We start from the raw sequence: 23,013 nt of genomic DNA, 5'->3' as shown, positions 1-23,013 counted from the left end.
AAGAGAAGGGACCTTATTTTCGCTTCAAGTTTAGATTTAGTTTTGGGAATACATCATACATTGGTGTATATCGTGTTTCATTAGCTTAGCCCCGAATAAATCCACCTTCTGAATGAATAATTTGTCCCGTTATCCATTCAGCCTCATCACTTGCAAGAAAGGCAATCATTCGTGCCGCATCATCTGGTGTGCCAATACGCCCCATTGGAAATTTAGGTGAAAGAAAATTTCTTATTTCATCTGTCATCCATGTAGAATCTGTTGGACCTGGGTTTACAGCGTTAACAGTGATGCCCAATGGTGCAAGTTCTTGTGATAACGACCTAGTAAAGGCAGAAATAGCTCCTTTAGTAGCTGCATACGCTAACTCCCCAGGCAAAGGACCAAAATCCTGCCCTGATGTCATATTGATGATTCTTCCTGATATTAAATTAGATTTTTTAAACCGACGGGCGAATTCAACACAAAGAAGAAAATTCGATCTCATATTAACCGCATAATGCTCATCAAGTGATTTAGCATCTAACGATACATAATTATCACTTGCGGAATGAGCTGCATTATTAATAAGGATGGAAGGATATCCTAATTTATCTGAAATTTTTTCATGTATTGTGAATGCAGCATGTGCATCTGATAAATCAATTTTCATTGCCTCACAGCGGACACCCATACGTAAAATTTCTTGTTGAAATTCTTCTATCCAGGCCGTATCAGAATTCCAGTGAGTAAAGAAGATATGTATACCCTGTGAGGCTAACTTACGACAAATAGCCGTACCAATATCCCCTTGACTGCTTGCTCCTGTAATTAGTGCAATTTTTTCTTGAGAATGACTCATTATTTTAACCTCCAATTTATACGGAGTATCTCCATTATGATGGTAACAAGTTATCCAAAGAATATAATCCATTAAATCAAACAGAGCTGACTTTGAATACATTTTAAAATCAGCTTTAAAAAACATTTTCGTCTCAAAAAATATTAAATAGAAAAAATAAGAGTTGGACAACAATTTACTACTTAGTCACAAGTGGCTGATACTAAGTCATTGAATGTCTCTTTTTAAAGAGCCTTTCAATCATTCACATTGCTTTTCATTAACCATTCTACTTCCGTTAATTCTTGTTTTTGAACGTCTATTGTGTGTTTTTTCGTGAAATGGGTTTTCACAGCTTCTTCGTTTTCCCAAATCTCCCAAAGCATTATTTTACGTTCTGATGGCTCAAGCGGATAAGCATGGAATGTAATACAACCCTCTTCTTTGTTCGTTTCTTCCTCAAGTTTTTTGAATTCCTTCATTATCTCATTAAGGTCTTTATCACTGATGATTTTTAAACATGCCGTTATGTAATGCATCGAAATTTCCCCTCCCATCATTTTATGGCTTTTCATTATAACATTTTCTTGAAAAATAAAAACAACCCCCGACATTAAGGCAGCGATTTAAGGGGTAATAGTAGAGTAATGAATGCGATTGACGGTACTATATTTGGTGTTAAAGACTTAGTCGTGGGGGTATGGGAACCGACGAAGAACTGATTCAAAGACTAGCTAAAAGCAAAATGAGTAACAAGAAGATTTCCAGTTCATCATCATTTAAAAATAAAGCACTACAGAAAGAGCTGTTAATAGTACTCTTAATTTACAGTTAGATAGAAAAATGGTTAAATTGTGATAAGAACAAGCCTTTATACTCCTATAAAGGAAATGAAGATTTAAGAAGAGAAATAGCCAAGGGAGAAGATACAATTACTGTTTTAACAATTGCTAAAATTTATTGAAAAGGTATCTTTATATTAACTGGCTAGCCAACGAGATGATATCATGATAGATACAAACTTATCTGAACCTGTATTTCATTTTCTAGGAGGTATATTTCATCAAGATATAGAAACTCCAGAGTCAGCACTGGACGAATACTTAGAAGAGATTCCAAAAGAAGAGCAAAAAACTGATATAGTAGCATTAAAAGATTTTACAGTGATTATTTGGATGAAGACAAGAATGATTTTATAGATGAAGCTGCTGACGGAGTGGACATTCTTAGTTACGGAGTATCTCCATTAGTATGGCTCGAACAAGTTATTCAAATAATAGAAAAGAATATTGAAACCTTATAATCCATTAAACCTAGCATAAAAATAGGGCTGATTTTGAATTCACTTCTTAATCAGCAAAAAAATTTTCGTCCTCAATTCGTCCCTATGTAGACACAAAGCTAACAAATATAACTAAATAAAAAACCCTTGTTACGCAAGGGTTTAAGCTATGATTTCGACTGGTCTCAAACCAGGGGCCTCTCCCCCTGTCACAAGGTAGCGATTATATTCTAACATTAAGCTGGCTTGCACATGCCCGCTTAACCCCGAGTAACGCTGCTACCACTATACACTTATGGTCTGCTGGATAAGGGAAACATCATTTCATATACCATTAGACATATTACGGATTGCTCAATTTTTATATAACTGTTGGAAACGGTTTTTCCGTCTGCGATAATTAAATAAGAGGTGAAATCAATGAATGGTATAGAGTTTTTAGAGTCCGTGTCTCAACTGGGACAAATAATTTTATTATTCTCCGGCTATGCCCTTTACTGGAGATTAGGTAAAACAAAAAAAGAACGAAAACTTACAAAATACGAAACTTTTCTTAGATTCTTTGTAATGTTCGGGATATTTGCATGGGCACTTTCGTTTCTTGCTTTGCACTTGTGGTAACAATCTTCTGTCGATATTTGACTTATTATGTCTAATTTGTTTAATTCTAAATAAAACTCCCTTTTTCTTGAAAAAATGTATGTTACTATTGAATTGCTTTACCATTTCAAAAAAGGGGGAGTTCACACATGTTGAAAAGATTGTTTTTTCTGGCGTCGATTTTCTTTCTTGCTATTGCCACAATTGCACCAGCAGCTTCAGCAACACAATTGAATCCGGAGGACGGTTTAGATGGCTTAACTGAAGAACAAATTGAAAAATCTGTTGCAGAAGTTGAGTACATCTTTACTAAAATTTTAGTTTTTGACAAAGAGACGGGATATACAGTCAATGAGGACGAGCTTGAAAAAGCTCCTTATCCTCCAGCTCAAAAAGAGGGCATGATTGCTTTCGCTAATTATATGAATAAGGAATATAATTATACCGATGTCAAAATCAATAGTGTTCAAGGATGTTTAGAAGATGCACTTAACTTAAGTAAAGGTGCTTTAAATCAAGTTCAAAAAGCCATTCAAAACGGAGATTGGTTGACTGTTGTAGGATTTCTAGGAACTATAGGTTTAGCAGTTTCCCCACCAGCAGTATTTGCATTCTTCCTACTCTGTGGTGCTCCAGTGGCAAAGATTGCTCCACAAGAAAATTGATAAATGAATTTTAAACCCCTTCTACAACAGAAGGGGTTTAATTTTTTATAATTTCGCTTCAAGTTTCGCTTTAGTCTTAGGTCCATAAATACCGTTAGCTTTTAACCATTCATCAGTTGGAACCGTTTAACCGCGTTTGCGATTTTTGATCCGTAGAATATGAGATTCAATTAAACACCACCATTGCATATATAAAAAAAGATAAAACGGTCGTAGAACATCTTTATACAGAAAGTGTAAATGACAAAAGTTCCATGGAAACAGAAAATTTTAAAAACCTTATGTTTGTTTGGAGAGAAAAGTTCGCCAACAACTCGCGAATTTGATAAACCTGCTTTATTAAAGCAAAGTAAAAAACCCTTGCTGCACAAGGGTTTAAGCTATAATTCCGACTGGGCTCGAACCAGCGATCGCTACCCTGTCAAGGTAGCGATTATGTTCTGATACGAACGTATGTTTCATTTCGAAACCTTATTTTATAGGGTTTTCTGACAAATGTTTCTGATAAAAAATCTTCTGTTTTGACTAAAAATGAACAAGTTGGTCCCCAATTCGTCCCCATCTGTCCCCAAATAGCATTATAACTTACCGATTCTTTTTCTAATTAGGATTACACTACAGTCTTGATATTCCATTATTTTCTCCGTTAATTAAGGAACGTTTGTTCGCATATAATTTATCCAAGGAGATGATCAGAATGAGTCAAGGAATTTACGACAAGAGATGGGAACAAAAATTCATATTGCCTGAGCAAAGGGCTGCCCTTTTAAACAGAAAGAGAGAGAAGTTAAGAAAATCGAAAAACCCATTCTCGATGAATACCTGCTCGAGGAAATGGCACGCACTATTTGCGAAGCCATGGAATTTAACTCGCTTCTGGTCATCACTGTATACAGAGATGGCTTTATAGAAGAAATAACAGGACATGTCCATTTCATAAACGAAGTGAAACAGAAGTTTCATGTGAAGGATTTAAAAGGTGATACAAATTTAATTAAATTGTCTGATATTACAAACGTAAAGAATCTTTACTAACAGAATACATCTTGATAATAATCACATCCTATGGAATAATTATCATTATTTAGAAAACAATTAATATTTTATAAAACCTTTGGGGGCAATTATGAAAGAATATGAAGAGAAGTATCAAGAAACAAAAGCAAAACACTTAGTTTTATGGAAAGACCTTATCTCTAAAATATTTGATGGTGTGCCTACTTCTCAAATGACAATTACTGACCGAAGTCATATAGTTCGAATATTACATAAGATAGGGAGTAGTGAAGCTGATAATCATACTTTTATGCCAGCAGGTGGCGGGGATGATCTAACAGATTCTGTTTTTTCTTCTGAAGATGGACGTATAGAATTAAACTTTAGCGGTAATGTTTTAATAGTAAATCCTACAAAATTATCTTTCCATCCAATTGGAGAAAATCCTGAATGGTGGTATTTTAGACTAGATACTAGCTCGTTTAACCGTAGTAAAGTATATGAAGATCAGCAAGATGAAGAAACTAATACTCATCAGCTTATCGATGAGAGCGAACTTCATTGGTCTGTGCATTTCAACGGAGAAGAAGTTCTTGAATTAACCTCTGGAGAATATGAAGACCGCTCATTATGGGAAGAAGGTTTTTTAGGATATGATGAAGATGGCCGAGAAATAAAAATGCCAGATACCACTCGTATTGTGACAAGAATGATTAACGGTGGTTCGTTTGTAATTTTCCCGAAATATTCTCTATATAACAGAAACTCAGCAACTTATGATGGCCGCCATAGAAAGGTAACTAACGAAGAGTTTGCTAGCTATATTAAAGATGTAGTTGCAAGTTTAGATAAAAAATAGGCATGTATAAAAAATAAAACCCTGCTCTTATGGGACTGACCCCCGTTTTTGAGACAGGGATCAAAACACCTTTTAAACAGCCAATTGCCGATAATTTATCGGTGATTGGTTGTTTAGTTTCGTTTGAATACGAATATTGTTATAATAATGAATGTATTCTATGACAGTGCGTTCTACGATGGCGGTCGTGGTTCGATCAATGCTGTTAAGATAGAACGTTTCAGACTTTAGTGAGGAATGAAACGATTCGATGGAGGCATTATCAGCGGGTGTCCCTTTGCGGGACATGCTCATGGTAATGCCTTTTGTTTTAACAGCTTTCTGATACTCGTAAGATGTATACACAGATCCTTGGTCACTATGTAACACGCAGTTCTCAGGCAGTGTTGGCAGTTGATCAAGTGTGTGTAAGACAAAGTCTGTGTCCTGCTTATCTCCAATCGTAAAAGCAATCACTTCTCCATTATATACATCCAATATACTGGAAAGGTACAATTGTTTCTGTCCATAAGGCAAATACGTGATGTCTGTTACTAGTTTTTCAAGAGGATGATCAGACTGAAAGTTCCTATCTAATATATTGTCGACCACGGCATATGGCTGCCCATTCTTCTTGCGCTTTTTCACCTTAACCCGGCACTGCCACTGATTTTTCTGCATAATACGCTGAACCGTTTTATGGTTAATACACATTCTCTTTTTTAATATAGCTGTGATTTTTCGATATCCATATCGATACTGGTGCTCTCGGCACAACGTGCCGATTTGTTTTTCTAAATGGCGCTTGGGATGATCTTTCTTCAGATTCTTCTTCCAACGATAATAAGACGAGCGAGAGATACCTAAATGAATACAGATATCCTGCACGGTCATTGTGCTGTGCAATTCTTCTACAAGTTCGACTGACGTTTGGCTATCAACTTCCTTTCCAATTCGTTGTACTTTTTTAACACTTCATTCTGTTGTCTCAGATATCGATTCTCTGCCTGCAGTTTCTCTAATTCGGAAGAATACTCCGGACCTTTTCCATAAGTGTATTGCTTACCAACAGGCTGTTCAAATCGATGTGTATCACCAGCCTTATACCATCTGACCCATGTCTTAATCTGCGTATTATTTTTGATATTCAACTCCTGCATGATCTCTTTCATAGGTACGCCTGCCAATCTCATTTCTACAGCCTTCTGTTTCACTTCAACCGGATAACTCACTCTTGTCCCCATAGAAAAAACACCTCCAAGTCTAATTTCGGATAACAATCATCCGTATTCAAACTTGAAGGTGTTTTTATTTGTCTCATCTTATGGGGTCAGTCCCTTATAGAGAAGGGTTTTTCTATTAAGATGTACCTTCCAAAAGTTCAGTTCACTCATCATACAGTCGATACTTCTTCCGGCCTGCTTCTAATTAATGGTAAAATCACTTCCAAGAAAATTGCAAACATTGATAAAACGGCTAAGGATGCAATCGCCAATTCTGATTACACGTTTGTAAAGTATGGAGGTAACCGCCACGGCCATATGGAATTACGATTCACTGCAACCGGAAACTGGTACACACATCACGTTTCTATTAAATAAGAGAAAAAGCCCTCCCAATCGGGTGATATTATCCCCTCTAAGTAGACAGTGTAAAAAGCCCGCTTTTCAAAAGTGGCTGTTACACTATACGTGGAGGGGATTTTTTATGGCGAGAAAAGGGCAACACTTTCAGAACTATACGAAAGAATTTAAGATGAAAGCTGTCAAAATGTACGAGGAAGGAAACAAAAGCTATAACACGTTAGCTGAAGAATTAGGGCTTCGAAGTTCAACCCAGCTCAAAAATTGGGTGAAAACATATCGGGAAGGCAAGTCTTTTGATGATCAAAGGGGAAAAGATACAAAGTCAGACAATCCTTTTATTGGACGCCCTAAAACAACGTTTAAAAGTGTTGAGGAAGAACGAGATTATTTAAAGGCACAGGTCGAATACCTAAAAAAGCGCTATCCAAATCTGCATGGGGAGGACGGATTTTGAAGGCAGCACGATTTGAAGCTGTTCACGAATTGAAGGACCGTTATCCGATTACATGGCTGGTATGTATCGCCAAAGTGTCACGGTCAGGGTACTATAAATGGCGCAAGGCTCAAAGGTTTCGAATGGCAAGGCAACAGAGAGATCAGATCATAAAAGAGCACATCATGGCGATTCATCATTCACGCCCTTTCTATGGCTATCCTCGGATTACTGTCGCTTTAAAGAAAGAAGGTTTCTGCGTCAACCATAAGCGTGTTTACAGATTGATGAGAGAGATGAACATCCACTCGATTATTCGAAAAAAGCGTCGTTATTTTGGAAGAAAGGCATCGGTTGTCCTGCCAAACCGGCTTAACCGAGAATTTCAAACCAATCAGCCTAATCAGTTATATGTAACCGATATTACCTATATTGCTTGCGGACAACGATTCTATTATCTTTCTGCAGTACAAGATCTTTACAACAATGAGGTTGTCGCATGGAAACTGTCAAAGCGAAATGATCTTGAACTGGTGATGAAAACAGTGGAAAGTTTAACAGCTCAACGGGATGTCCAAGGGGCCATTCTCCACTCTGATCAAGGATTCCAATACACAACAAAAGCATATCAAAAGCGACTTGAAACCGTTGGTTTGAAGGGCAGCCATTCCCGTAAGGGAAACTGCCTGGATAACGCCTGTATCGAATCATTTTTCTCGCACCTCAAAACAGAGAATACATACTTTTCTTCATGCCAAACTGAAAAAGAGCTCCACAAAAGCATTAAAGATTACATCCAGTTCTATAATCACGAACGATTCCAGAAAAAATTAAACCAGTGTGCTCCGGTAGAATACCGTAACACACTGGTTGCTTAGGCTTTTTATGGCTGTCTACTTGACAGGGGTAAGACCACGGGAAGGGCTTTTTATTTAAGAAGGGATTCGAGCTTCGCTTTAGTTTTCGGGCCATAAATGCCATTAGGATTTAAACCATTCATCAGCTGGAATCGTCTTACTGCGTCATTAGTTTCCAAACAAATAATCCGAATAGGTAAATTGACACAGATCAAATTATTCATTTCACACTTTTGAATTACATCGCTGTCTATTTCTTCATTTTCCCATGGTAAAATCTTGTTGGAGCTATTCAAACGAAAGGATATGATCATGAAAGTATTTGAAGCCAAATCACTGCTTTCAGAAGCAGATAGACGTGCAAAGGAATACAAAGAATTAAGAAGTCAGATGGTCAATCTAAAAAAGGCTTTTAAAGCTGTAGCTGATTTAGATGACAGTGAGTTTTCTGGAAAAGGTGCCGACAACATCAAAGTATTTTACCAAGATCATGCCGGTGTAGCTGACAATTGGATTGACTTACTTGATATGAAAATTGCTTTCTTAACAAGCATTTCAGGCACTTTAGAGGACGCCAGCTTGTCTGATGCATACATAGAAGAATCCTTCTTAGAACACGAGCTGGCTAACGCCTACACAAAATCAAAATCCATAATGTCTGAACAAAAGAAAATGATGAAAGATATCTTACATGATATCGACGATATTCTTCCGCTTGATTTGTTCTCGACAGAAACCTTTAAAGACGAACTTGCCGATGCGGAGAACCAACGCAAAAAAACAGTCAATAAAGTAGGCAGTGTTGACGAAGCACTTGTTTCTGAATATGCTCAGTCAGAGCCAAACGAGCAATTCATCAAGAAGGACTTTCAAAAGCTTGAGGAATCCACAGGAAAAGGGAAAAACGCCACACCGATTCACTATAACGCCAAAGCGTACAGAGAGAGTGACATACATAAGAAAAAAGGCGATATTGAAAAACAGACTGAAGCTTATTTGAAGATCAAGAAAGATGAAGCGAAAGAACGAGAAATCAAAGAGCTGAAAAAGAAGCTAGCTGACGGAGTGACGGATCCAGATGAATACTTAGACATTGCCAAGAAGGTCGGCTATGAGAACCTTACCCCTGAACAGCTTGAATTTGTTTCATTTCTTGAACAGCGTAAAGCTTTCATGGATAACGGAAAAGAAGTGTTGCAAATCATAGGTGATGGCGCCAAGGGTGCGATTGTTGGTATATACGATCTTGCCAAGGATACCGGTGAAGGAGCCATTCAATTCGGATGGAATATCGGTTGGACAATTGACAACTTAAACAAGGAGCCTCAAAAAGTGCTGGATACCGTTTTGGAATACGACTATCAAGCTGCCTTTCAAAGTATGGTTGACACATTGAAGGATAATTGGGATAAAAAAATGATTCACGGGGATGCATATACACGGATGCACTATGTTACTTATTTGGGCGGAAGTCTTCTGTTATTGAAAGGTGGAAAGTCATCTGTCTCAACAGGCTCGAAGGATCTTGCTAAAGTTGGGAAAGCAGCTAGTGAAAAGATTAAGAATGGCAATCCATCTGTCAAACCTTATGTTAATCGATATACTCCTGCATTAGAAGGGATTCTACAAGACGCCGGGAATACTATTAACGTTAAAAATACGCCGCTCCTAAAAAGAATAGCCGATTCCACTAAAGATAGTGTATTCTTTAAATCAATCAATGGTAAGTCATCAAACAACAAGACAGTTAAAAAAGGCCTTTCCAAAAAATCAAGAGAAGTCGCGCTTCCAAAGGTAGATACATATGAACAAGCTAGAAATGAGGCGCTAAATCTAATTGGTGATTTAGGAATAGATTCAAAACCTTTTATAGGTACTTTATCTAAAAGCGCAGGCTTTGGTAAAGTTACTGGCCGAATGTCTGGAGATAATAAAGTCCTTTGGAGATTAGATTATGACCCCGAAAAGGGACCTCATATAAATGTTGAGGATTATAGAAATGGAAAAGGAGATAAGGCAAAGAAATATTATATACCTTTTAACGGAAACGAAGATACTTATAAATCCCTTTTAAAACATTTAAATAAATAGGAAGTGTTAATATGACTTTATACGAAGAATGTCTAGAAGCTCTTGGAGATAACAAAGAAGTCCTCACTATTTCTGAGACACGCAAATATCATGAACAACTTGGCGAAAGCTTCCCCTTCACATCATGGGGAAGAATTAAATGGGATGAAGTAACTACTCACAGATCTATTGATTATGCTGAAGATATCGACGAATGGTTAATTGAGAATAAAATAGATGACAAAAATGTTATTCTCCTCTGGGCTTATGGTGATTATCCAGCTGTAAAAACCAGCTTAGACAACGCTTTAAACGTAATTGATGATGTAACTGCTGTAGGTTCAGATACTTTCATGTTCAGCGAATCTGGTTATGTTATTGAATTTTTCCATGATGGAGATGTAACAATAGGAAAAGCAAGCTGAAAATAATAGCCCTTCTTAGTTAAGAGGACCAATATGAACTTAGAGAAAAAAATGGAAGCTATATTAATTAAAAGAAAAGAACTTAATCTTAATGATGACTATGAAATTCAAAAGAGTTGGGATGAAATAATTGAAGTACTCTCAGAAAATGAGGAAAATTCAATTAGCTATCTAGAAAATTGTAATAAAGAAGATTTATATTGGATCAGTGAAGTATTTGAAGATTTAGCTGAAAGTTTGCAAAGTAAAGAACTTATTAATTGTTTAAGAAAATTAGATGAAAAGTACCCTGATTTAGAAATGACAAATTATATTGATATAGCAGAAAGTTATATAGAATAAGATACGTACCATCTCTCAGATTTAAAGTTACCAGTTTCTTGGTGGTGATAAGTAATGATAGAAATCGAAGTTTCTGATTCTGTATTTGGATTCCTTGGCGGTTATTTTCATCAGGATATTGATTCTCCAGAATCAGCACTGGACGAATACTAGAAGAGATTCCAAAAGAAGAGCAAGAAACTGATATAGTTGCATTGAAAGATTTTATTAACAGCGATTATTCGGATGAAGAAAAGAATGATTTTATCGATGAAGCTGCTGACGGAGTGGACGTTCTTAGTTACGGCGTATCTCCAATCATATGGCTCGAACAAGTTATTCAAAAAATCGAAAAGAATATTGAAACTTTAACCTAGCATAGAAACAGAGCTGATTTTGAATTCACTTCAAAATCAGCTTAAAAAAACTTCCGTCCCCAACTCGATGAATGATGACAAAATCAATAAATAGGCAAAGTAAAAAACCCTTGCTACGCAAGGGTTTAAGCTATGATTCCGACTGGGCTCGAACCAGCGACCTCTACCCTGTCAAGGTAGCGCTCTCCCAGCTGAGCTACGGAATCATGATATGTATGTGTTGCTGGGTATGTTATTGTCTTTCTGACAAGTTCTATTATATAACCTTCCCTTCTATTCGTCAACTGCTTTTTTAGAAAAACTTTTTTTGGACTTGCTGTTCCGTTCCCCGGCTATTATAATATGTCTTAATTTTCCAACAATAGAGGTGATGGGGTTTTGCATTCTTTGATCTCTTCCGATGATGTTTGGGTATTATGGGGGTTTATTGCGGTGTGGGCGGCAGTGAGTATCGGGCTGGAGCAGCGCTTTAAGTGGGCTTCTGCTGTGTCGGGCGCTATTATTGCCCTTGCAGGTGCTATGGTGTTTACAAATGTAGGAGTGCTTCCTGTTGAGTCGCCTGTGTATGACACTGTGTGGTCTTATGTGGTACCACTGGCGATACCACTTTTATTGTTTCAGATCAATGTTAGGCAAATTTTTAAGGAAAGCAGGCGTTTGCTGTTTATTTTTCTGATTAGCTCCGTTGGAACAGTGCTTGGCAGTATCCTGGCTTTTTTTCTACTCAAACAGCATATTCCCTATCTCGATAAAATCGGCGGGATGATCAGCGCCTCTTATATCGGCGGCGGGGTCAACTTTGCGGCGATGGCGGCAAAATTTGAGACGCCTGGTGAATATGTGTCGGCTACCGTTGTGGCTGATAATTTTATGATGGCGCTTTTGTTTTTTATTTTAATCAGCATTCCTGCACTCAAATGGTTTCAGCGGCATTATGCCATGCCGTTTGAAGAGAAGGTAAAAGCCGATGGAAACAGCGGAAACAGTGCTGAAAGCTATTGGAAACGGAAGGATATTTCCTTAAAGGATATCGCATTTAATGCCGGTGCCGCTTTCGCACTTGTTGCGGTTAGTATGAAGGTTTCCGGTTATTTTAAAAGCATTTTTTCTCATCCCCTGCTGACCGGTACGCTTGGCGATCAGTACCTGGTGCTTACGTCTTTAACTGTTCTTATCATTTTTCTTTTCCCGCGTTTTTTTGAAAGGCTCAATGGATCTCAGGAACTTGGAACCTTTTTGATTTATTTGTTTTTTGTGGTGATCGGCATTCCTGCAGATCTCCGCTTAATCGTCACGAATGCGCCTCTTATTCTATTATTCGTGTTTATCATTGCGATCAGCAATTTAGCAGTTTCCTTAGCTGCCGGAAAATTGTTCCGCGTGCGGCTTGAAGAAATTCTGCTCGCCGTCAACGCTACTGTCGGGGGACCGACGACTGCGGCTGCGATGGCAATTGCCAAGGGATGGCGGGAGCTTGTCGCCCCGATCATGCTTGTCGGTACGCTCGGCTACTTAATCGGCAACTATGTTGGCACTTTTATTGGAAATTGGTTTTCTTCCTTCTTATAAAAAGGATATTTGCATTTCCCTGAGAATAATGTAAGAGGAAAGCTGACACGAGAACGGAGAGATCACTGTATGTTAAAAGGAAAAACCATTTATGTTAGACCTTTAGAAGTAACGGATGCCGAAGAAAATCTGCGGCTGCAAAGCGAAAATCGGGATTTTTTCGAACAGTTTTCTATGATACGCGCAGACGATTACTATACGGTTGAGGGGCAAAGAAAACGGATAACCGAGTATCAGGAAAGACTTGAGAAAGATGAAGAATATCATTTTGGCATCTTTACAGCGTCAGACGATAGATTAATCGGGACGGTTTCGCTCTTTCAAATCATCCGTGGCGCGTTGCAAACTGCGTTCATCGGGTATTTTTTAGACAAAGCCCATAATGGAAAGGGCATTATGACAGAGGCAGTCAGATTGGTTGTTGATTATGCGTTCCACGAATTGAAACTGCATCGGATTGAAGCCGGTGTGATGCCCCGTAATCTCGGGTCCATGCGTGTTTTAGAAAAAGCGGGATTTCATAAAGAAGGCATCGCCCGAAAAAATGTAAAAATTAATGGCGTTTGGGAGGATCATCAAGTCCTCGCGATTCTGAATCCTGATGACGAACAATAATAAAAGAAGCCGGGCCATCCCCGGCTTCTTTTTTAACGAACCGCAACTGGAGCAATTTCTTTCAGCGCTTGTTCGAAATCGTGTTCTAAATCGTCTGCATGTTCGACGCCCACACTCAGACGGAGCAGGCCATCAGTGATACCGCGTTTTTCACGCTCTTCCTTAGGCATTGCCGCGTGAGACATCGTTGCCGGATAGGACAAAATCGATTCCACGGCACCAAGGCTGACAGCGAAGACCGGCAGTGACACATTCTCGACTAACTTCTTAACGGCCTCTTTGCTTTCAAGCTCAAAAGATAGTACGGCGCCCGCTCCCGTTGACTGGCTTTTATGGGTTTCAGCGCCGGGATGATCAGCCAGTCCCGGATAATACACGCGCTTCACCGCCGGATGCTTCTGGAAAAATTCCGCAAGCCGCTGGGCTGTTTGACTCGCTTTCTCTAAACGGACCTGCAATGTTTTTAATCCGCGCAGGACAAGCCAGCAATCCTGTACGCCAAGGACGGCGCCGAACGCGTTTTGCAGCTTATACAGCTGCTTCCCAAGCTCTTTATCTTTGACAGCAGCCAAACCTGAGAGCACATCGCTGTGTCCGCTTAAGAATTTTGTCGCGCTGTGAAGTACAATATCCACGCCGAGGTCAAGCGGTCGCTGCAGTGCCGGTGTCATGAATGTATTGTCCAGAAAGGTCAGACAGCCGTTTTCTTTTGCAAGCTGAACAACCGCTTTAATATCCGTAATCCCAAGTGTCGGATTTGACGGTGTCTCCATATAAATGACCTTTGTGTTCGGCTTGATGCTCCGCGCCACTTCATTACGATCCGTCATGTCGACAAACGTATGCTCAATGCCAAACCGGGTCAGCACCTCTGTCACCATACGGAAGGTTCCGCCGTATACATCTTCTGTCACAAGAACGTGATCACCCTGTGACAGCAGTAAAAATGCTGTTGAGATGGCAGCCATGCCTGAACTGAAAGCAAATCCTCTTGTTCCGCCTTCCAATGCGGCAATTGTTTCTTCGAGAGCTGTTCTTGTCGGCGTGCCAGAGCGGCTGTAATCATATGCCCCGAACTCTTCAAATGAAGATTGGTGAAAAGTCGAGGCGTGCTGAATCGGTACACTGACCGCCCCGGTTCCGCCGTCTGTTTTAAATGGATTGTGCACGAGCTGGGTTTCCAGCGTCCAATTGTGTTTACTCAAATGAAACAGCTCCCTCTTTGACCTGACATAATGCCTGTTTTAGATCCTCTTTTAAATCTTCCGCATGTTCAATACCGACAGAAAAGCGCAGCAACCGATTGCACACCCCGTTTGCGATGCGGATCTCTTCAGGAATATCCATGTGCGTCTGGGTCGCAGGGTATGTAATAAAGCTTTCCACCCCGCCGAGGCTTTCTGCAAAACAAATGGTCTTCAGTGCTTTTAAAAACGGATTGACCCATTCTTCTTTTTGCAGACGAAAGGACAGCATGCCGCCTTTTCCGGGATACAGCACATCCGAAATTTCTTCCTGCTCTTCTAAAAACGCCGCAAGCTCCTGCGCGTTTGCCTGATGCTGACGCATTCTGAGGCTCAGCGTCTTCATTCCTCTCATCAGAAGCCACGAATCAAATGGCGGCAGGACGGCACCGATCGCATTTTGATGCTGAAACATTTCCTCTCCGAGCCGCTCATCCTTCACCACGACAAGTCCAGCAAGCAGATCGTTATGCCCGCCTAAATACTTGGTTGCGCTGTGAATGACAATGTCAGCTCCCAGCTCAAGCGGCCGCTGCAAGACCGGTGTATAAAATGTATTATCTACGATCAGCAGAAGACCGTGCTCCTTTGTAATCCGGGCAATATGTTCAATGTCCGCCTCCTGCATGAGGGGGTTTGTCGGCGTTTCCACAAACACCGCTTTTGTATTCGGCGTAATCTTAGAGCGTAAACAGTCCTCATCGCTGAAATCATCATAATGAAAAGTCAATCCGTATTTTTTCCATTCATTTTCAAATAAACGGTACGTGCCGCCATATAGGTCCGATGAAACGATCAGTTCATCTCCGCTTTTAAACAGCGCCATAATCGTTTGGATAGCAGCCATTCCCGAACTAAAAGCAAGCCCTCTCGCGCCGTTTTCTAAGTTAGCGATGGCGTCCTCAACAAGCTGGCGTGTCGGATTTTTTGTGCGGACATAATCAAATCCGGTAGATTCTCCGATCCCTCTGTGGCGGTATGCTGTTGATAAATAGATAGGAGCACTCACTGTTCCCGTGACTTCATCGCTACGGTTCCCAATTTGGGCTAATTTCGTTTCAACGTGCTGTGACATATAGCTGACACCTTCCCTTTTCAAAATAAAAACCCCTTCTTCATAAGAAGAAGGGGTTTAACGCTTCTTCTTATCTTCCAAGCATAAAAAACGCTTGCTGGATTTAGCACCTTGGCGCTTTGCACATGCAAAACAAGCCGGTTGCTGAGGTTTCTAAGGGCCAGTCCCTCCACCTCTCACGATAAGAAATATCGATTTCAATTTTCTGATTGTTTTATATTAGCGCAATTCACAGTTTATTTCAACACTTTTTTCTTCGTGTGCCGAACCGTTTAAAGAGAGAAATTTCTAATAATTCATGGTACAATAATTGAAAATGCAAGAAAGTATAGTGATGTCCTGGAGGAATGTTTTTATGGCACCGAAAAACGGCACAGTGCAAGAAAAGAAATTCTTTTCAAAAGAGCTTAACGAGGAAATGACCTTGCTTGTTTACCTGCCGTCCAACTACTCCCCGCTTTATAAATACCATGTTATTATCGCGCAGGACGGCCACGATTATTTCAGGCTGGGGAGGATCGGCAGACAGGTTGAGGAATTGCTGTCGAAACGCGAAATAGACCGGAGCATTATTATCGGTGTTCCTTATAAGGATGTAAAAGAGCGCAGAAACACTTATCATCCGGAGGGTTCAAAATTTTCGGCTTATAAACGGTTCATCGCCCATGAGCTCGTTCCTTTTGCAGATGATGAGTATCCAACCTATCAGATCGGTTACGGCCGAACGCTGATCGGTGATTCACTCGGAGCGACCGTGTCACTTATGACAGCGCTTGATTATCCGAATATGTTTGGCAACATCATCATGCAGTCTCCCTATGTTGACAAACATGTACTAGAAGCCGTGAAACAGTCAGGCGATATCAAACACCTCTCTATTTATCACCAAATCGGAACAAAAGAAACTGACGTCCACACGACAGACGGGAACATTCTGGACTTTACAGAACCGAACCGGGAGCTGAAACAGCTGCTGGAGAAAAAGCTTTCCGATTATGATTTCGAGCCATTTGACGGAGACCACAAATGGACATACTGGCAGCCGCTCATCACCCCGGCGCTGAAAAAAATGCTTTAACACTCTATCATACTTTATTTCCAGGAGGGACATAATATGAAATACGGAATCGTTTTATTTCCATCAAAAAAGCTCCAAGACCTTGCAAACTCTTACAGAAAGCGCTATGACCCAAGCTACTCTCTGATCCCGCCTCATTTGACGCTGAGAGCATCCTTTGAATGCGCGGAGGAGAAAGCGGATCAGCTCGTATCACATTTAAGAAACATCGCAAAAGAGTCCCACCCACTCGTTCTCAAAATGACAAAATACAGCTCATTTGCGCCTGTCAATAATGTCATTTACATCAAAGCAGAACCGACGGAAGAGTTAAAAACACTCAATGAAAAGCTATACACCGGTGTGTTGGCAGGAGAACAGGAATATAATTTCGTTCCGCATGTGACGGTCGGCCAAAACCTTTCCGACGATGAGCATTCAGATGTGCTGGGACAATTAAAAATGCAGGAAGTGTCGCATGAAGAAATCGTTGACCGTTTCCACTTGCTTTACCAGCTGGAAAACGGATCGTGGACAGTATATGAAACCTTCTTGCTAGGCAGAGGAGAATAATGTTTGAAAGCAGTTATCGCAAAAAATGAAGAACAACTGAAAGATGCATTCTATGTAAGAGAAGAAGTCTTTGTCAAAGAACAAAACGTGCCTGCTGAAGAAGAAATTGACGAACTTGAAAATGAGTCAGAGCATATCGTCGTGTATGACGGTGAAAAGCCTGTCGGTGCCGGAAGATGGCGCATGAAGGACGGCTACGGCAAGTTAGAGCGCATTTGCGTACTGAAAAGCCACCGCTCAGCCGGTGTCGGCGGCATCATTATGAAAGCGCTCGAAAAAGCCGCAGCAGACGGAGGCGCTTACGGTTTCATTTTAAACGCGCAAACACAGGCTGTGCCGTTTTACAAGAAACACGGGTATCGCGTGCTTTCTGAAAAAGAATTCCTCGATGCCGGCATTCCGCACTTACAAATGATGAAGGACTGAACGCATCCGGATCTTTTGAGATCCGGATTTTTTTCGCATATAAAAAACCGTTCTCTGGTATGAACGGTTTTTTATACATATCGATTAATATATGTGCCCATTCCTTTTTCTCGCAACCTCTTATAAAGAGAGCGCTTACGTTTCATCTCGTTTACTTTTCTTTCAGCGGCCGTTTGATTCTCCTGCTGCTTTTCCAGTTCTTTGTATACCCGCTGAAACGGGACATAGCTGATTTTTTCGGTTCCGGCATAATCCTGCTTATGTCCAATCGTTCTATTAGCATATTGAGCGTATTGCTGGTTCTGAATTTGACCTGCATATATCATACAATACCCACCCCTCTGCTGTCTCTTTTCCCTTAAACTTACTTTTTGAAACACATTTCTTTTGATATGATAGTCATTGTCTGTAATGAACACCTTTTGATTGGGAGGACCCCTTTTTGAAATGCGCCCGACTGAATGATAGAATCATACATTTACATACATATTCGAGAGAACATTATCAATTCCTCTTTGAAGAGGGAATAAAAGGACATTTATTTTGTTCTCATTGCGGAAAGCCCGTTTTGTTACGGCTTAACATCGCCGATCCGCCAGAGTTTATCCATCGCCAGCCAGGCGATTTTCCGGCATGTGAGGAGGCGTGCGAACCGAAGCCCTCTAAAGAGGAAAAAAAAGAAGACGATCAGGAATCTGGTGTCATTCGTTTACCCAAGGGAAAAGCGATCGCCGCTGACCCGTCCCCAGCTGTTACGGAATGGCACCGTCCTAGAAGCATTAAACCAGGAACACCATTTGTGCCAAAAACAATAAAACCCGATACGAGCCTTTTTCCGTCTGTCGGTTTAAACACGGATCAGCTGAAAGCTGTCACGGAAACAGAGGGCCCGCTGCTCGTGCTTGCAGGTGCGGGGAGCGGAAAAACACGGGTGCTGACAGCCCGTGCCGCCCACATGATCGAACACTTAGGCATACCGCCTGAAAATATGCTGCTTGTCACCTTTACAACAAAAGCTGTCGCTGAAATGAAAGAGCGTATGGCCAACCAGTACGGATTACAGCCGGCAAAAGTCAGAAGACTTGTGACAGGAACATTCCACAGTCTGTTTTATAAGATCTTGTATCACTCTAATTCTGCTAAATGGAACGGTGAGCATCTGCTGAAAATGGAGTGGCAGCGGGAACAATATATCAAAAAAGCACTCTATGAAGAGGACATCGATGAGAAAGAATTCCCAGTTGACCAAGCCCTGCAGCAGATCGGTTTTTGGAAAAACACTTATGTCCCAAATGAACGCATCCCTCTAAAAGATGAGTGGGAAAAACAAGTTTATCGTTTATATGAACATTATGAACGCCAGAAAAAAGAACACAGCCAATTTGATTTTGATGACATGGCTTCAGCCTGCTATGAATTGTTTATCGAGCGGCCTGACCTTCTGGAACAATATCAATCTCGGTTTACGTATATCTTAATTGATGAGTTTCAGGACATTAATCCGGTTCAATACAAAATCATGCAAATGCTCGCCAGTCCGGAGCAAAACCTGTGCTGTGTCGGAGACGATGACCAGTCCATCTACGCGTTTCGCGGAAGCAATCCGTCTTTCATTCTTGATTTTCAAAAGGATTATCCGGGAGCGAAGACGATCTATTTAACTGCGAACTACAGGTCTACGCACCCGATCGTCTCTAGTGCTGATATCGTTGTGAAAAAGAACAAAAACAGATATGCCAAAACGCTTGAAGCGGCCCGCGATGACATTCAGGTCCCTGTGCTGTTTTATCCTTATGATGAAGAGGAAGAAGCCACAATGGTCGTTTCCGATATCAAAGAAAAAATTCAAAATGGAGCCAGTCCAGAAGACTTTGCGGTTCTTTACCGCACAAACAGCGGAGGCCGTGCTATATATGAAAGGCTTCATCAATCGTCAATTCCGTATACAGCTGACCGCGGCGTCCAATCGTTTTACAGCAGACGGATCGTCCGCCAGATTCTCGCCTACTTGTATGCCAGCCAAAATGAGGATGACACCGAGGCGATTAAACACTTGCTTCCCGCCTTGTTTTTAAAACAGTCCGCTTTGAATACGCTGAAGGCCCTCTCGATTACAGAGGACTGTACCATGATCAAAGCGCTGGCCAAATTGCCTGATCTGAAGCCATTCCAGCTGGACAAAATCAAGAAAATCGTACCGTTTTTCGCAAGCCTCCGCACAATGAAGCCCGTAGAAGCCATCACCTTTGCAGAAGGAAAAATGGGCTTCTCCGAGTATTTAAAAAAGCGGGGCAATGAGGGCAACAAGCTGGAAAAAGGTTCCGATGACCTGCGCGACATCAAGGTTGTCGCCAAGAAGTTCAAAACGATTCCTGACTTTCTTGCCCACGTAGACCATATGAGGGCCGCTGAGAAAAACAGAACGGATGAACATGGCGTTCAGCTGATGACCATTCACCGGTCAAAAGGCCTTGAATTCAAAACAGTCTACGTGTTAGGCACTGTAGACGGCTCGATTCCGCACGATTTCTCATTAGAAACGGCAAGAAAAGGAGACGAGGCCGCTCTTGAGGAGGAAAGACGCCTTTTATATGTAGCCATGACCCGGGCGAAACAGCATTTATATTTGTCTTGCCCCGCTAACAGACGCGGCAAAACAGCCAACCGCTCAAGATTTTTGTATCCCCTGCTACAGAAAGCAAGACAGCCCTTGCATCATTAACAGCCCGGCAGATTACTGCCGGGTTTTTACTGTAAAAAAAGGCCCGCTGCAGTGAGTCAGCCAGGCCATCCACTTATTTATTATCCATCATTTTAGAAATCGTGCCAAAATCAAGCTTTTCTTTTCCGCTTGTAATAGATTCCACAATTTTATCTTCTAATTCTTTTGGCACGCGTCTGTTTGCCATCTGCGCTACGCGGTTAATCACACTGCGGACTGTATTTTCATCTTTAAAATTAGCGTTTTGGAGTGATCCGGCAAGATTCATTACATCCTGCATCTTCACACCTGTTTTCTTTTCGATGTTCTTAAAAAATTGATTATCCATAATGCGCCTCCTTTTGGCGGAGTAATACGGTATTGTATGAATGCACATAATACAATGTGCTTTTCCAACATTTTTAAAAATAAACACAAGGCAAGGAAGCACGGGTTATAACCCGTACTTCCTCAATACATCTTAAAAGAAAGATGCACCTACGATGATGAGGAGAATGAATAATACGACCAACAAAACAAATGTTGAACCATAGCCGCCGCCGTAACCGCCAGCATAACCGCCATAACAGCCGCCGCCGTAGCCGCCGCCGAATCCGTATCCAAAGCCCATAGATAAGCACCTCCTTTACTCTCTATACACTATGTGAGCTGCTTGGATCGGCTTGGATATTCGCATAGGGCGTTTGCGGATTTACGATTGATCATATTGAGCTTGATGTTTTTTAAGTAAGGCCTCCGTTTTTTCAGCCAGCTCTTCAATCTCATCTTCAAATTCCAGACCGGCTTTATCAAATGCATCCAAGTCTTTTCTGATACGGCCCATCGTGTCTTCATACTCTTTTTGCTTTTGTTCGTGTGGTTCATATCTTCCTTCTATCCATTTTTCAAACTCATTCACTTTTATCCCCCCGCTTATGATATATGCTGAGCGAGGCCGCCCCGTTAAAAAAACAAAAAACCGGAGTTCTCCGGTTTCTTTGCCAGGCTATTGAGGCTTTTTCTTTTTATTTCCGCACCCGCAGCCTTTCTTTTTTATCTTTTTTGATTGATACGATGAATCTGTATATGGAGATTTTTGGGAAGGTTTATTATGTTGATTCATTTTTGTCCCCTTCCTTTCCTTATGTCATATATGCTACTTTATGCGTATTCTGACAGAAAGTTGCTGGTGGTAACGCCTTATTCTTGCAGCCATTTTGATACGAGCGTTTCTATGATGCCGGCAAGGCCGGCGATCGCCAAAAGTAAAATCAGCCACTGCGCCGCTTGCGGGATCAACGCCTGGCATAAAATCAAAAAGCCGGCGCACCACACGCCTGTGCACCAATAGCAGCTCAGCAATTCACCAATAAACGCCCTGACACCGGTTCCTTTAATCACGATATAGGTTTGAATATTCCCGTCCGCATCCTTTTCTTCCTTCTCTTCATGAAACAGACTGCGAAGCGGCGCCATAATCGTGTCAAACACCAGCAGGCGGGCGAGCCGAAAGACCGCAAGCGATAGAAGAACAATTGTCAGCCCATTTATAACCACTCGTTCACTCCTTTGCCAATCATGATCCCTTCACATATATGCCAAAACCCTATTCTTCATGAATTGTATCTTGTCCGGCAGAAAATTGGTTATTTTTATTATTCCGCTCTGCACCCCATTTGCATTATATAGAGTATGGATAAGAAAGGAGTGAAGGTTATGTCATTTGAAGAAAAAGTCGAATCCCTGCACCCTGCAATATTTGAGCAATTATCAAGCGAATTCGAACAGCAGATCGAAGTGATTGATTGCGAAAATATCACAATTGACACGTCACATATAACAGCTGCCCTTTCTATACAAGCCTTTGTGACAACCATGATTATCGTGGCGACTCAGCTCGTCATCGCCGACGAGGATTTGGCTGACGCAGTGGCAAGTGAAATTCTTATTCTCGATAGCTCCCAAATCAAAAAAAGAACCATCATTAAAATTATTAACAGCCGCAACATCAAAATTACTTTGTCTGCCGACGAGATAATAACCTTTGTACAAATCTTGCTTCAGGTGTTAAACAGCATTCTCAGTGAACTTGACGTCCTTTAACCCTTTCTTTTTCACAAACTTAAAAGACGAGGTGAAAACAAATGTCAGATAACGATAAATTCAAAGAAGAGCTTGCAAAGCTTCCAGAAGTTGATCCAATGACGAAAATGCTGGTCCAAAATATATTTTCTAAACATGGTGTCACGAAAGACAAAATGAAAAAAGTATCAGACGAAGAAAAAGAAATGCTCTTAAATCTTGTAAAAGACTTACAAGCTAAATCACAAGCGCTAATAGAAAACCAAAAGAAGAAAAAAGAAGAAGCAGCCGTGCAAGAGCAAAACACAAAACCGCTAAGCCGCAGAGAGCAGCTCATTGAACAGATCAGACAAAGACGGAAAAACGATAACAATTAGCCAATCATAAAAAAAATAGGGTTC

General features: G+C 40.9%; 28 protein-coding genes, 1 tRNA gene, 4 pseudogenes and 1 riboswitch. Of the genes and pseudogenes, 20 read left to right on the top strand and 13 right to left on the bottom strand.

Annotation, left to right across the window (positions count from 1 at the left end; genetic code table 11):
- Nucleotides 1–85 precede the first annotated feature (85 nt).
- Nucleotides 86–841, bottom strand: a complete 756-nt coding sequence (locus NSQ09_RS12395; RefSeq protein ID WP_041351642.1) for an SDR family oxidoreductase — start codon at nt 839–841, stop codon at nt 86–88.
- 236 nt (nt 842–1,077) lie between these two features.
- Nucleotides 1,078–1,395, bottom strand: coding sequence for a putative quinol monooxygenase (locus NSQ09_RS12390; RefSeq protein ID WP_072692634.1), 318 nt, complete (start codon nt 1,393–1,395; stop codon nt 1,078–1,080).
- Between the two features lie 432 nt (nt 1,396–1,827).
- Here NSQ09_RS12390 and NSQ09_RS12385 point away from each other — a divergent pair.
- The 3 genes and pseudogenes from NSQ09_RS12385 to NSQ09_RS12375 all read left to right on the top strand — a co-directional run bounded on the left by NSQ09_RS12385 (nt 1,828) and on the right by NSQ09_RS12375 (nt 3,367).
- A pseudogene (locus NSQ09_RS12385) lies at nt 1,828–2,123 on the top strand (contact-dependent growth inhibition system immunity protein).
- A gap of 399 nt (nt 2,124–2,522) precedes the next feature.
- The gene (locus NSQ09_RS12380; RefSeq protein ID WP_015715692.1) at nt 2,523–2,723 is read left to right on the top strand and encodes a hypothetical protein; all 201 of its coding nucleotides are present in this window, start codon (nt 2,523–2,525) and stop codon (nt 2,721–2,723) included.
- A 128-nt stretch (nt 2,724–2,851) separates the two neighbouring features.
- On the top strand, nt 2,852–3,367 hold the full coding sequence (locus tag NSQ09_RS12375; RefSeq protein WP_014476481.1) for a hypothetical protein: 516 nt from the start codon (nt 2,852–2,854) through the stop codon (nt 3,365–3,367).
- 45 nt (nt 3,368–3,412) lie between these two features.
- Here the strand turns inward: NSQ09_RS12375 and NSQ09_RS12370 are convergent.
- Nucleotides 3,413–3,522: pseudogene (locus NSQ09_RS12370) on the bottom strand (peptidoglycan-binding domain-containing protein); the annotation flags it as partial.
- A gap of 85 nt (nt 3,523–3,607) precedes the next feature.
- Between NSQ09_RS12370 and NSQ09_RS12365 the strand changes: the two are divergent.
- The 3 genes from NSQ09_RS12365 to NSQ09_RS12355 all read left to right on the top strand — a co-directional run bounded on the left by NSQ09_RS12365 (nt 3,608) and on the right by NSQ09_RS12355 (nt 5,222).
- Entirely contained in the window at nt 3,608–3,811 is a 204-nt protein-coding gene (locus tag NSQ09_RS12365; RefSeq protein WP_128422176.1) for a hypothetical protein, read from the top strand.
- Between the two features lie 351 nt (nt 3,812–4,162).
- On the top strand, nt 4,163–4,402 hold the full coding sequence (locus NSQ09_RS12360) for a YolD-like family protein (RefSeq protein ID WP_072557209.1): 240 nt from the start codon (nt 4,163–4,165) through the stop codon (nt 4,400–4,402).
- A 91-nt stretch (nt 4,403–4,493) separates the two neighbouring features.
- Nucleotides 4,494–5,222 carry a hypothetical protein gene (locus tag NSQ09_RS12355; RefSeq protein ID WP_041056212.1) on the top strand — a complete coding sequence of 243 codons (729 nt, stop codon included), beginning with the start codon at nt 4,494–4,496 and terminating at the stop codon, nt 5,220–5,222.
- A 72-nt stretch (nt 5,223–5,294) separates the two neighbouring features.
- Here the strand turns inward: NSQ09_RS12355 and NSQ09_RS12350 are convergent.
- A protein-coding gene (locus tag NSQ09_RS12350; RefSeq protein WP_087614160.1) for an IS3 family transposase occupies nt 5,295–6,445 on the bottom strand; the annotation gives its coding sequence in 2 pieces (ribosomal slippage) (nt 5,295–6,172 and nt 6,172–6,445; 1,152 coding nt in all).
- 120 nt (nt 6,446–6,565) lie between these two features.
- Between NSQ09_RS12350 and NSQ09_RS12345 the strand changes: the two genes are divergently transcribed.
- On the top strand, nt 6,566–6,802 hold the full coding sequence (locus NSQ09_RS12345; protein ID WP_003232845.1) for a hypothetical protein: 237 nt from the start codon (nt 6,566–6,568) through the stop codon (nt 6,800–6,802).
- A gap of 106 nt (nt 6,803–6,908) precedes the next feature.
- Nucleotides 6,909–8,098 (top strand): IS3 family transposase gene (locus NSQ09_RS12340; RefSeq protein ID WP_088272564.1). Its coding sequence is split into 2 segments (ribosomal slippage): nt 6,909–7,209 and nt 7,209–8,098, totalling 1,191 coding nucleotides; the frame shifts between segments, so codons are not numbered across the junction.
- A gap of 50 nt (nt 8,099–8,148) precedes the next feature.
- Here NSQ09_RS12340 and NSQ09_RS12335 read toward each other — a convergent pair.
- Nucleotides 8,149–8,253 (bottom strand): annotated as a pseudogene (locus tag NSQ09_RS12335) (peptidoglycan-binding domain-containing protein); the annotation flags it as partial.
- 136 nt (nt 8,254–8,389) lie between these two features.
- On the opposite strand from NSQ09_RS12335, the gene NSQ09_RS12330 reads away from it, so the two are divergent.
- The 4 genes and pseudogenes from NSQ09_RS12330 to NSQ09_RS12315 all read left to right on the top strand — a co-directional run bounded on the left by NSQ09_RS12330 (nt 8,390) and on the right by NSQ09_RS12315 (nt 11,270).
- Complete coding sequence (locus tag NSQ09_RS12330) at nt 8,390–10,168, top strand: T7SS effector LXG polymorphic toxin (protein ID WP_032677399.1); 1,779 nt, start codon at nt 8,390–8,392, stop codon at nt 10,166–10,168.
- Nucleotides 10,169–10,179: 11 nt separating this feature from the next.
- Nucleotides 10,180–10,572 carry a CDI toxin immunity protein gene (locus NSQ09_RS12325; RefSeq protein ID WP_003232847.1) on the top strand — a complete coding sequence of 131 codons (393 nt, stop codon included), beginning with the start codon at nt 10,180–10,182 and terminating at the stop codon, nt 10,570–10,572.
- A 33-nt stretch (nt 10,573–10,605) separates the two neighbouring features.
- Nucleotides 10,606–10,914: a hypothetical protein gene (locus NSQ09_RS12320; RefSeq protein ID WP_046664079.1), complete on the top strand. Its 309-nt coding sequence runs from the start codon at nt 10,606–10,608 to the stop codon at nt 10,912–10,914.
- A 54-nt stretch (nt 10,915–10,968) separates the two neighbouring features.
- Nucleotides 10,969–11,270: pseudogene (locus tag NSQ09_RS12315) on the top strand (contact-dependent growth inhibition system immunity protein).
- Nucleotides 11,271–11,403: 133 nt separating this feature from the next.
- Here NSQ09_RS12315 and NSQ09_RS12310 read toward each other — a convergent pair.
- Nucleotides 11,404–11,476: transfer RNA gene (locus NSQ09_RS12310), tRNA-Val, on the bottom strand.
- A gap of 172 nt (nt 11,477–11,648) precedes the next feature.
- Between NSQ09_RS12310 and NSQ09_RS12305 the strand changes: the two genes are divergently transcribed.
- Nucleotides 11,649–12,839, top strand: coding sequence for a DUF819 family protein (locus tag NSQ09_RS12305; RefSeq protein ID WP_029726265.1), 1,191 nt, complete (start codon nt 11,649–11,651; stop codon nt 12,837–12,839).
- A 69-nt stretch (nt 12,840–12,908) separates the two neighbouring features.
- A complete protein-coding gene (locus NSQ09_RS12300; protein ID WP_003232852.1) occupies nt 12,909–13,454 on the top strand; it encodes a GNAT family N-acetyltransferase in 546 nt (181 codons plus the stop codon).
- Nucleotides 13,455–13,486: 32 nt separating this feature from the next.
- Here the strand turns inward: NSQ09_RS12300 and metC are convergent, their stop codons facing one another.
- Both metC and metI read right to left on the bottom strand, forming a co-directional pair.
- The gene (metC, locus tag NSQ09_RS12295; protein WP_017695700.1) at nt 13,487–14,659 is read right to left on the bottom strand and encodes a cystathionine beta-lyase; all 1,173 of its coding nucleotides are present in this window, start codon (nt 14,657–14,659) and stop codon (nt 13,487–13,489) included.
- A complete protein-coding gene (metI, locus tag NSQ09_RS12290) occupies nt 14,652–15,773 on the bottom strand; it encodes a cystathionine gamma-synthase/O-acetylhomoserine thiolyase (protein WP_003232857.1) in 1,122 nt (373 codons plus the stop codon). The genes metC and metI overlap by 8 nt, the downstream gene beginning before the upstream one ends.
- 67 nt (nt 15,774–15,840) lie before the next feature.
- Nucleotides 15,841–15,961, bottom strand: a riboswitch (SAM riboswitch).
- Between the two features lie 167 nt (nt 15,962–16,128).
- On the opposite strand from metI, the gene NSQ09_RS12285 reads away from it, so the two are divergent.
- The 3 genes from NSQ09_RS12285 to NSQ09_RS12275 are packed head-to-tail and all read left to right on the top strand — an operon-like array spanning nt 16,129 to nt 17,829.
- Nucleotides 16,129–16,851, top strand: a complete 723-nt coding sequence (locus NSQ09_RS12285; RefSeq protein WP_029726266.1) for an esterase family protein — start codon at nt 16,129–16,131, stop codon at nt 16,849–16,851.
- A 36-nt stretch (nt 16,852–16,887) separates the two neighbouring features.
- Complete coding sequence (locus NSQ09_RS12280; RefSeq protein WP_003232861.1) at nt 16,888–17,403, top strand: YjcG family protein; 516 nt, start codon at nt 16,888–16,890, stop codon at nt 17,401–17,403.
- A gap of 3 nt (nt 17,404–17,406) precedes the next feature.
- A complete protein-coding gene (locus NSQ09_RS12275) occupies nt 17,407–17,829 on the top strand; it encodes a GNAT family N-acetyltransferase (protein ID WP_043940093.1) in 423 nt (140 codons plus the stop codon).
- 71 nt (nt 17,830–17,900) lie between these two features.
- On the opposite strand, the gene NSQ09_RS12270 is transcribed toward NSQ09_RS12275, so the two are convergent.
- Nucleotides 17,901–18,155, bottom strand: a complete 255-nt coding sequence (locus NSQ09_RS12270; protein WP_003232866.1) for a hypothetical protein — start codon at nt 18,153–18,155, stop codon at nt 17,901–17,903.
- 116 nt (nt 18,156–18,271) lie between these two features.
- Here NSQ09_RS12270 and NSQ09_RS12265 point away from each other — a divergent pair, with 116 nt between their 5' ends.
- Entirely contained in the window at nt 18,272–20,551 is a 2,280-nt protein-coding gene (locus NSQ09_RS12265; protein ID WP_341031528.1) for an ATP-dependent helicase, read from the top strand.
- A 73-nt stretch (nt 20,552–20,624) separates the two neighbouring features.
- Here the strand turns inward: NSQ09_RS12265 and spoVIF are convergent, their stop codons facing one another.
- From spoVIF to yjcA, 4 genes are all read right to left on the bottom strand, one after another.
- Complete coding sequence (gene spoVIF / locus NSQ09_RS12260) at nt 20,625–20,879, bottom strand: sporulation-specific transcription regulator SopVIF (protein ID WP_003232870.1); 255 nt, start codon at nt 20,877–20,879, stop codon at nt 20,625–20,627.
- 132 nt (nt 20,880–21,011) lie between these two features.
- Nucleotides 21,012–21,161: a sporulation protein YjcZ gene (gene yjcZ, locus NSQ09_RS12255; RefSeq protein WP_003232872.1), complete on the bottom strand. Its 150-nt coding sequence runs from the start codon at nt 21,159–21,161 to the stop codon at nt 21,012–21,014.
- A gap of 81 nt (nt 21,162–21,242) precedes the next feature.
- Nucleotides 21,243–21,449, bottom strand: a complete 207-nt coding sequence (locus NSQ09_RS12250; RefSeq protein ID WP_017695696.1) for a hypothetical protein — start codon at nt 21,447–21,449, stop codon at nt 21,243–21,245.
- Nucleotides 21,450–21,730: 281 nt separating this feature from the next.
- Nucleotides 21,731–22,087: a sporulation protein YjcA gene (gene yjcA / locus NSQ09_RS12245; protein WP_003232879.1), complete on the bottom strand. Its 357-nt coding sequence runs from the start codon at nt 22,085–22,087 to the stop codon at nt 21,731–21,733.
- 159 nt (nt 22,088–22,246) lie between these two features.
- On the opposite strand from yjcA, the gene cotV reads away from it, so the two are divergent.
- Both cotV and cotW read left to right on the top strand, forming a co-directional pair.
- A complete protein-coding gene (gene cotV / locus NSQ09_RS12240) occupies nt 22,247–22,633 on the top strand; it encodes a spore coat protein CotV (protein WP_003244871.1) in 387 nt (128 codons plus the stop codon).
- Nucleotides 22,634–22,674: 41 nt separating this feature from the next.
- On the top strand, nt 22,675–22,989 hold the full coding sequence (gene cotW, locus NSQ09_RS12235; RefSeq protein WP_024572403.1) for a spore coat protein CotW: 315 nt from the start codon (nt 22,675–22,677) through the stop codon (nt 22,987–22,989).
- The last annotated feature ends 24 nt before the right edge of the window (nt 22,990–23,013 follow it).

It is taken from the genome of Bacillus sp. FSL W8-1202 (genome assembly GCF_038006165.1).
GTDB lineage: Bacteria > Bacillota > Bacilli > Bacillales > Bacillaceae > Bacillus > Bacillus subtilis.
Note: the sequence above shows the minus strand (reverse complement) of the source record. Positions and strands in the feature narration are given on the sequence as shown.

Bases quoted from the DNA above. Each gene is read 5' to 3' on its own strand.
- NSQ09_RS12395 (WP_041351642.1), bottom strand. From the start codon at position 841: ATGAGTCATTCTCAAGAAAAAATTGCACTAATTACAGGAGCAAGCAGT.
- NSQ09_RS12380 (WP_015715692.1), top strand. From the start codon at position 2,523: ATGAATGGTATAGAGTTTTTAGAGTCCGTGTCTCAACTGGGACAAATA.
- NSQ09_RS12355 (WP_041056212.1), top strand. From the start codon at position 4,494: ATGAAAGAATATGAAGAGAAGTATCAAGAAACAAAAGCAAAACACTTA.
- yjcZ (WP_003232872.1), bottom strand. From the start codon at position 21,161: ATGGGCTTTGGATACGGATTCGGCGGCGGCTACGGCGGCGGCTGTTAT.
- NSQ09_RS12300 (WP_003232852.1), top strand. From the start codon at position 12,909: ATGTTAAAAGGAAAAACCATTTATGTTAGACCTTTAGAAGTAACGGAT.
- NSQ09_RS12345 (WP_003232845.1), top strand. From the start codon at position 6,566: ATGTACCTTCCAAAAGTTCAGTTCACTCATCATACAGTCGATACTTCT.
- NSQ09_RS12375 (WP_014476481.1), top strand. From the start codon at position 2,852: ATGTTGAAAAGATTGTTTTTTCTGGCGTCGATTTTCTTTCTTGCTATT.
- NSQ09_RS12365 (WP_128422176.1), top strand. From the start codon at position 3,608: ATGACAAAAGTTCCATGGAAACAGAAAATTTTAAAAACCTTATGTTTG.
- NSQ09_RS12320 (WP_046664079.1), top strand. From the start codon at position 10,606: ATGAACTTAGAGAAAAAAATGGAAGCTATATTAATTAAAAGAAAAGAA.
- metI (WP_003232857.1), bottom strand. From the start codon at position 15,773: ATGTCACAGCACGTTGAAACGAAATTAGCCCAAATTGGGAACCGTAGC.
- NSQ09_RS12280 (WP_003232861.1), top strand. From the start codon at position 16,888: ATGAAATACGGAATCGTTTTATTTCCATCAAAAAAGCTCCAAGACCTT.
- cotV (WP_003244871.1), top strand. From the start codon at position 22,247: ATGTCATTTGAAGAAAAAGTCGAATCCCTGCACCCTGCAATATTTGAG.
- NSQ09_RS12270 (WP_003232866.1), bottom strand. From the start codon at position 18,155: ATGATATATGCAGGTCAAATTCAGAACCAGCAATACGCTCAATATGCT.
- NSQ09_RS12285 (WP_029726266.1), top strand. From the start codon at position 16,129: ATGGCACCGAAAAACGGCACAGTGCAAGAAAAGAAATTCTTTTCAAAA.
- NSQ09_RS12390 (WP_072692634.1), bottom strand. From the start codon at position 1,395: ATGAAAAGCCATAAAATGATGGGAGGGGAAATTTCGATGCATTACATA.
- NSQ09_RS12330 (WP_032677399.1), top strand. From the start codon at position 8,390: ATGAAAGTATTTGAAGCCAAATCACTGCTTTCAGAAGCAGATAGACGT.
- NSQ09_RS12325 (WP_003232847.1), top strand. From the start codon at position 10,180: ATGACTTTATACGAAGAATGTCTAGAAGCTCTTGGAGATAACAAAGAA.
- spoVIF (WP_003232870.1), bottom strand. From the start codon at position 20,879: ATGGATAATCAATTTTTTAAGAACATCGAAAAGAAAACAGGTGTGAAG.
- cotW (WP_024572403.1), top strand. From the start codon at position 22,675: ATGTCAGATAACGATAAATTCAAAGAAGAGCTTGCAAAGCTTCCAGAA.